The sequence below is a fragment of the Clostridium sp. CTA-1 genome (assembly GCF_054768215.1).
In genome coordinates this window covers 1-5315 of record NZ_BAAAAP010000045.1, presented here as the reverse complement: position 1 = coordinate 5315, position 5315 = coordinate 1, and the positions used below count along the sequence as shown (strand labels likewise).

The window sequence follows — 5315 nt, the reverse complement described above, 5'->3', positions numbered from 1 at the left end:
TTATTAATCTCTACAATTCAAATTATAATATATTAAATATATAAAGTCTAGTATTTTTTTGATAATTATTAAATATTTTTTCATTATCATGAAAACACTATTTATTATATTATAATAATAATTAATTAATAGTTAAATTCTATATTGTTCTTGATACTGTTATATTTAATGCTTATTTATGAAATAAGTATATTATTACTTAAATATACTTATATTGTTTCATTATATATAGTTTATTTTTTATATAAGTAATCATGTTTTTTAATATTACTTAAATAATTTTTTATTTTGATTTTAAATTTTTTACCTATAACTAAAATTATTTAGAACAAAAAAACTATTGATAACTTGATATATCAATAGTTTTTATTATTCGTTTGTTATTAGATTTTTAGTTTTTCATTTTATTACTCTCTTTAATTTCCTTTAATATATCTACTAATTGACGTTCTGATATTAACCTAGTATTATATTTTTTAGCATCCATCATTTTAATAGCATTAGCTAAATCGCCAAATACCAAATAATCTACGTCCTTTGTTACATTATCTACTACTATACAATTAGCTTCTTTTATCATTTCTTCATAATAATTTGTATCCTTATTTAGTACTCCTGTTATGCAAAATTTATATCTTTTAATATTTGCGTTCTTTTCATCTATGGAGGTTGGATTAACATACATAAATAAATTAACTAAAAAAACTCTATTTCTTTTTATACTTTCTACTAATTCTTCACTTATTCCATCTATTCTTCTTAATCTATCACAATCATTATTATTTATATCTATTACTAAATCTGTAAAGTTTAAAAAAGTATGAGCGATAGCCATTGCTTCTTTTTCTTTAACTTTAGGTATAGAAGATGCATATATAAATTTTTCAAAGCTACAATTTTTAGCTTTATCAATAGATTTTATAAGTTCATCTACATGTTCCTTTGTAAAACCATTTATTTTATATAGTTCTTCTTTTTTTAATAAAAAAATATCATAAACATTATTTAAAAACCCATTTTCAAATAAAATATTTATAGTTTCATCATTTAACTTTTTAATATTTAATCCTTTTTCTCCTACCATGTTTTTAATTTTATTTATGAAGTTTATATTATCCATCTATATCTCCCCGTCTTTGTTATATATATTTACACTTTAAATTTCTTTTTCTAAATTCAAAATTTTTTTTATTAAATCTTCTTTTGGTAAATTACTTAAATCCGGTCTATTTTTTGCTAAGTAACAATCTACACAAAGGCCTTCTATTAAACTATCTTCTGGCACCTCTTTTTTGCAATTTTCACAGATTACCGTTCCTACTAAATCATTATTTGTTAAAGCTTTTCCACAATTTAAACATTCTACTACCTCATAGGCAAATTTATTATCTATTTCCTTTAAAATTTTAGGTTCATTCTCTTTTAGATCTATTATACCTGGCCTTTTTATAAAAGCTTTAAATATAGTTTTTTTACAATATTTACAATGTTTACTCATCTACAACACCTCTAAACACTTTTAAATATTTTATGTGCTATAACAGAATTTGCATCTTCAAGTTCTGTAAGTTCTCCTATAGTCATTATATCATCTGAAAAAAGCTGTAAACTTTCTATGTTTCCAATTTTACCTCCAGCATATATTAATACACTTAAAACTTTAAATTCCTTTTCATCCTTCAATTTATTAAATTTATTTATAAAATCTGGATGAGTATAGCTATGTCCATCTGTTATAAAAACTATGTCTGCCTTTTTAAATTTAGACTGTTCTATAACTTCTAATGCCTTTTGAAGAGGTGTTTCAAACAAGGTTCCACCTCCATCAAATCTTTCTGCTATATCTAATATTTTTTCTGGTTCTTTTTTGTCTTTTTCTATTATAATAGGTTCTGTTGCATCTTCATTAAACAATATAGCTGCAAAATTTCGCTTCTGTTCCTGGGCTATTTCAAGTAATGCTATCGCTACGGCCTTAGACCATTTTTCCTTTATCCCCTTCATACTACTAGACATATCTATACATATTACCATAGGGCCTTTAACTTTTAATTTATCTGATTCTAACTCATACTGTAATAATTGTTTTTGATTAAATTTTCTGTAAAACTCTTTTTTAGTTGTTTCATTTACTAAAAGCATTTTTTCACTTGGAAGAGTATGTATTATATCATTACCTATCCTAACAGATTTAATAGCTACAGCTCCATCTTTGTGTTTATTCTTTTGGTCTTTCAATGCACTTTCTTTAAATCTACCTATTATATCTGATAACTCTTTTAACTTTTTAGATTTTCTTATTCGCTCTAGAGCTCCTACTTTATCAGAAAAAGAAATTTTCGAAGATTTATTAGGTTTGTCTCCTAATCCCCAATCCTTTACGTAAGATGTGGCCTCTCTAACTTCTTTCTCTGCCTCATTAAAGGCTTCTGCCATTTCTTTTGATAAATTTTCTATATCCTCTTCACTTTCTTCTAATTTATCACTTAGTTCTTCTTCTAGATTATCTGCTTGTTTTTGCATATCCCCTAGTTCTTCATCTATTTCTTGTATTTTATTTTTCATATCTTCTTCACTTAAATCACTGATATTGTTCTTTAAATTTTCTATATTTTCTTCTAATTCTTGCTTTTCCTGTGATAAATCCTTTATCTTATCTTCTGCTTCCTGCATCTCTACTAACAAATCTGATAAAGTTTTTTGATTATTATGATGAGGGTTATTTTCTTTATTTATAGCCTCTGATTGTTCTTTTTCTTTCTCTTGATCTTGATTCCACTTTTTTGCTATCTTAACAGCTTTTTTACCTATAATTTCACACCCTATAGCTGAGTTTAGCTCATCTAAACTACAATTTCTTCTTAAATTTTGTAAATCTTCTGTTTGAGCTAAATTTCTAATTATTCTATTATTAATTATAGATGTAGACTTCATTCTCTCTTCCTTATATATAAATGGTTCATATTTATATAGAAGTAAAAATATATCTTTATATAATTTATCAAATATAGGTAAATATCTTTTCCCTTCCTTTACTAAACTTTGCATAGTAGAAGAAACTTCATATATATCTTCATATATATCTAAATCAAACTCATAATGTTTTACCGATTGATCTTTTTTATATTCTCTTTTTTTTATTCCTAATATGGAGTCTATATCTTGAAAATTATCATTTTTTTCTGCAGAAATTTCTTCTTTTTCTCTGTCCTCTTCAAAAACCACCTGGTAATAATTTAGTTTCATTTAAAGACTCCTTTCAAAATAATTATATATCACTATCTTCTTCAAAACTTAAATCTATACCTAAAACTTCCTTCATTATGCTTTCATTATAATCCTCTATATATTTTTTCTTTTTAACCATATTTTTTGTATCTTTGCCTTTATTTTTGGCTTCTTCTATTAATAGATTTAATCTTTTAATAATATTCTCTATACTCACTTTAGCTTCAATGGTAGCTCTAATTTTTTCATCCTTATCTTCTATATAATCTATTTCTTCTTTTATTTCATTAAATTTTCTAGCATAATCTCTAACTTTATCATCATAAGGATTTATTATTTTTATAATATTAGTTTCTATAATTACTATATCATCTAAATCATTCCATAAAACATTTTTTAATGCTTCAAAATCTTCTACTACTGCATAATTTCTTCTACATAATAATGCATTCCCCTGAATAACTTTTAAACACTCATTTTTTCTTCTGTCTGATATAACTATCCCATTTCTTTCTAAATTGTCCATCAACTTTATAAAATCTAAATATATATCATCCTTAATTTCTATAGTTTCTGTTTTCTTTTGTAGAGCATAGAGCTCTTCTAATTTTATTTTTGTATTTACTTTTATTTCATTTTCACTATTTCTCATACTTACATAGTTTTTAAACATCTTTAACTTATTATCCGTATCCTTTACATATCCCAGATAATCTCTAAATATTATCCTATCATATAAAGCATTTAAACTTTCATCATCTGGTATTTCATTACTTGCGCAAAACATGCTTACTAAAGGAACTTTTATAGCTTTCCCATCATTATAAAATATTTTTTCATTAAGAAGTGGTAATAATATATTTAAAGTAGGCTCATTACTTTTCCATATTTCATCTATAAATGCAATATGTGCTTCTGGTAATTTGCCATTAGTTTTTCTTGAAAATTTATCCTGTTCCATGGCCTTAATGCTATATGGCCCTAATATTTCTGCAGGATCTGAAGTTTTGTTTAATAACCATTGAAAATATCTAGATCCATCTATTCTTTTACATATATTGTATACTAATAAACTTTTACCTGTTCCTGGTGGACCATATAAAAACATATGTTGTCCAATTACTAAAGCTCTTAAAGCATCTTTTATAATTTCTTCACGTTCTACGAAAAAATCATTAAGTTCTTCTTCTATACGATTTATTTTTTCTAATCCGCTTTCATAAAGCTTATCTACTTCTTTAGAATCCATTTCTATTATAAAGTTGCTCTCATCCTTGGCTTTTTTTTCATTATTAGTTTTTGTATATTTAGATTCATATTTTTCTTTTTCTAAACTTAATCCTTTAAAAAAATCATCAAATTCCTGCATTTATTTACCTCCTAGTTATAAGTATTGTATATACTATAATTATATCTTTACATTTTATATTAACTATATTATTTTGTTAAATATTTGTTTATATCAAACAAAAAATTTTCATTTTTTATGAACTTTCACTTGTATATTACAATAAAAATCACAGCTATTCAACTCAATTTTAACAAAATTTCATTTTTTCTGACTTTTTTACCTAGATTTTGATATTTAAATTTGCCTAATTACATTAGAAGGAGTTTTACAAAATTTATAGAACAATATATAATATAATAGCAGTAAATATTATATTATATATTTAAATTTCTTAAATAATATCCTTTACATAACATTTCTTATCTATGTAAAGAGATAGTTTTTTAGTGTGTATAAATGTATGTAATAATTTGTAAAAAACAAAAAAATTAATCTAAATTTAATTTTTTTATTGTCATAAAAAATTACCCTTTATTATTATTGTTTTTGTTTTTAAAAGTTAAAATTTTAACCTAATAGTAGTAAAATTTAATTTTTAAAAATTATCATAATACAAATTAATAAATTTGATAATATTATATTTATATAATATATATAACCCCAATACAATTTAAAATATATTACGTTAAGGAGGAAATTTAAAATGAGTTTTCAATTACCAAAATTTACACCACCAGATTTTACACAAGATGTTCTTGTTAAGGCACCAGATGTTAAAATAGGTGAAGTTGAAAAA

The 5315-nt window shown here is 23.6% G+C and carries 4 protein-coding genes; all 4 read right to left on the bottom strand.

Features of this window, described 5'->3' with window-relative positions; genetic code table 11:
- Nucleotides 1-391 precede the first annotated feature (391 nt).
- From ACYUEW_RS18775 to ACYUEW_RS18760, 4 genes are read right to left on the bottom strand one after another with little or no spacing between them, the layout of a single operon-like run.
- On the bottom strand, nt 392-1120 hold the full coding sequence (locus tag ACYUEW_RS18775) for a BRCT domain-containing protein (protein ID WP_257413539.1): 729 nt from the start codon (nt 1118-1120) through the stop codon (nt 392-394).
- Between the two features lie 36 nt (nt 1121-1156).
- On the bottom strand, nt 1157-1498 hold the full coding sequence (locus ACYUEW_RS18770; RefSeq protein ID WP_003483455.1) for a hypothetical protein: 342 nt from the start codon (nt 1496-1498) through the stop codon (nt 1157-1159).
- Between the two features lie 11 nt (nt 1499-1509).
- On the bottom strand, nt 1510-3246 hold the full coding sequence (locus ACYUEW_RS18765) for a VWA domain-containing protein (protein ID WP_257413540.1): 1737 nt from the start codon (nt 3244-3246) through the stop codon (nt 1510-1512).
- A 22-nt stretch (nt 3247-3268) separates the two neighbouring features.
- On the bottom strand, nt 3269-4597 hold the full coding sequence (locus tag ACYUEW_RS18760) for an AAA family ATPase (RefSeq protein ID WP_460277678.1): 1329 nt from the start codon (nt 4595-4597) through the stop codon (nt 3269-3271).
- Between the last annotated feature and the right edge of the window lie 718 nt (nt 4598-5315).

What these genes read in the sequence shown, in the direction of transcription:
- ACYUEW_RS18775 (WP_257413539.1), bottom strand. Translation starts at nt 1,120, where the DNA reads ATGGATAATATAAACTTCATAAATAAAATTAAAAACATGGTAGGAGAA.
- ACYUEW_RS18770 (WP_003483455.1), bottom strand. Translation starts at nt 1,498, where the DNA reads ATGAGTAAACATTGTAAATATTGTAAAAAAACTATATTTAAAGCTTTT.
- ACYUEW_RS18765 (WP_257413540.1), bottom strand. Translation starts at nt 3,246, where the DNA reads ATGAAACTAAATTATTACCAGGTGGTTTTTGAAGAGGACAGAGAAAAA.
- ACYUEW_RS18760 (WP_460277678.1), bottom strand. Translation starts at nt 4,597, where the DNA reads ATGCAGGAATTTGATGATTTTTTTAAAGGATTAAGTTTAGAAAAAGAA.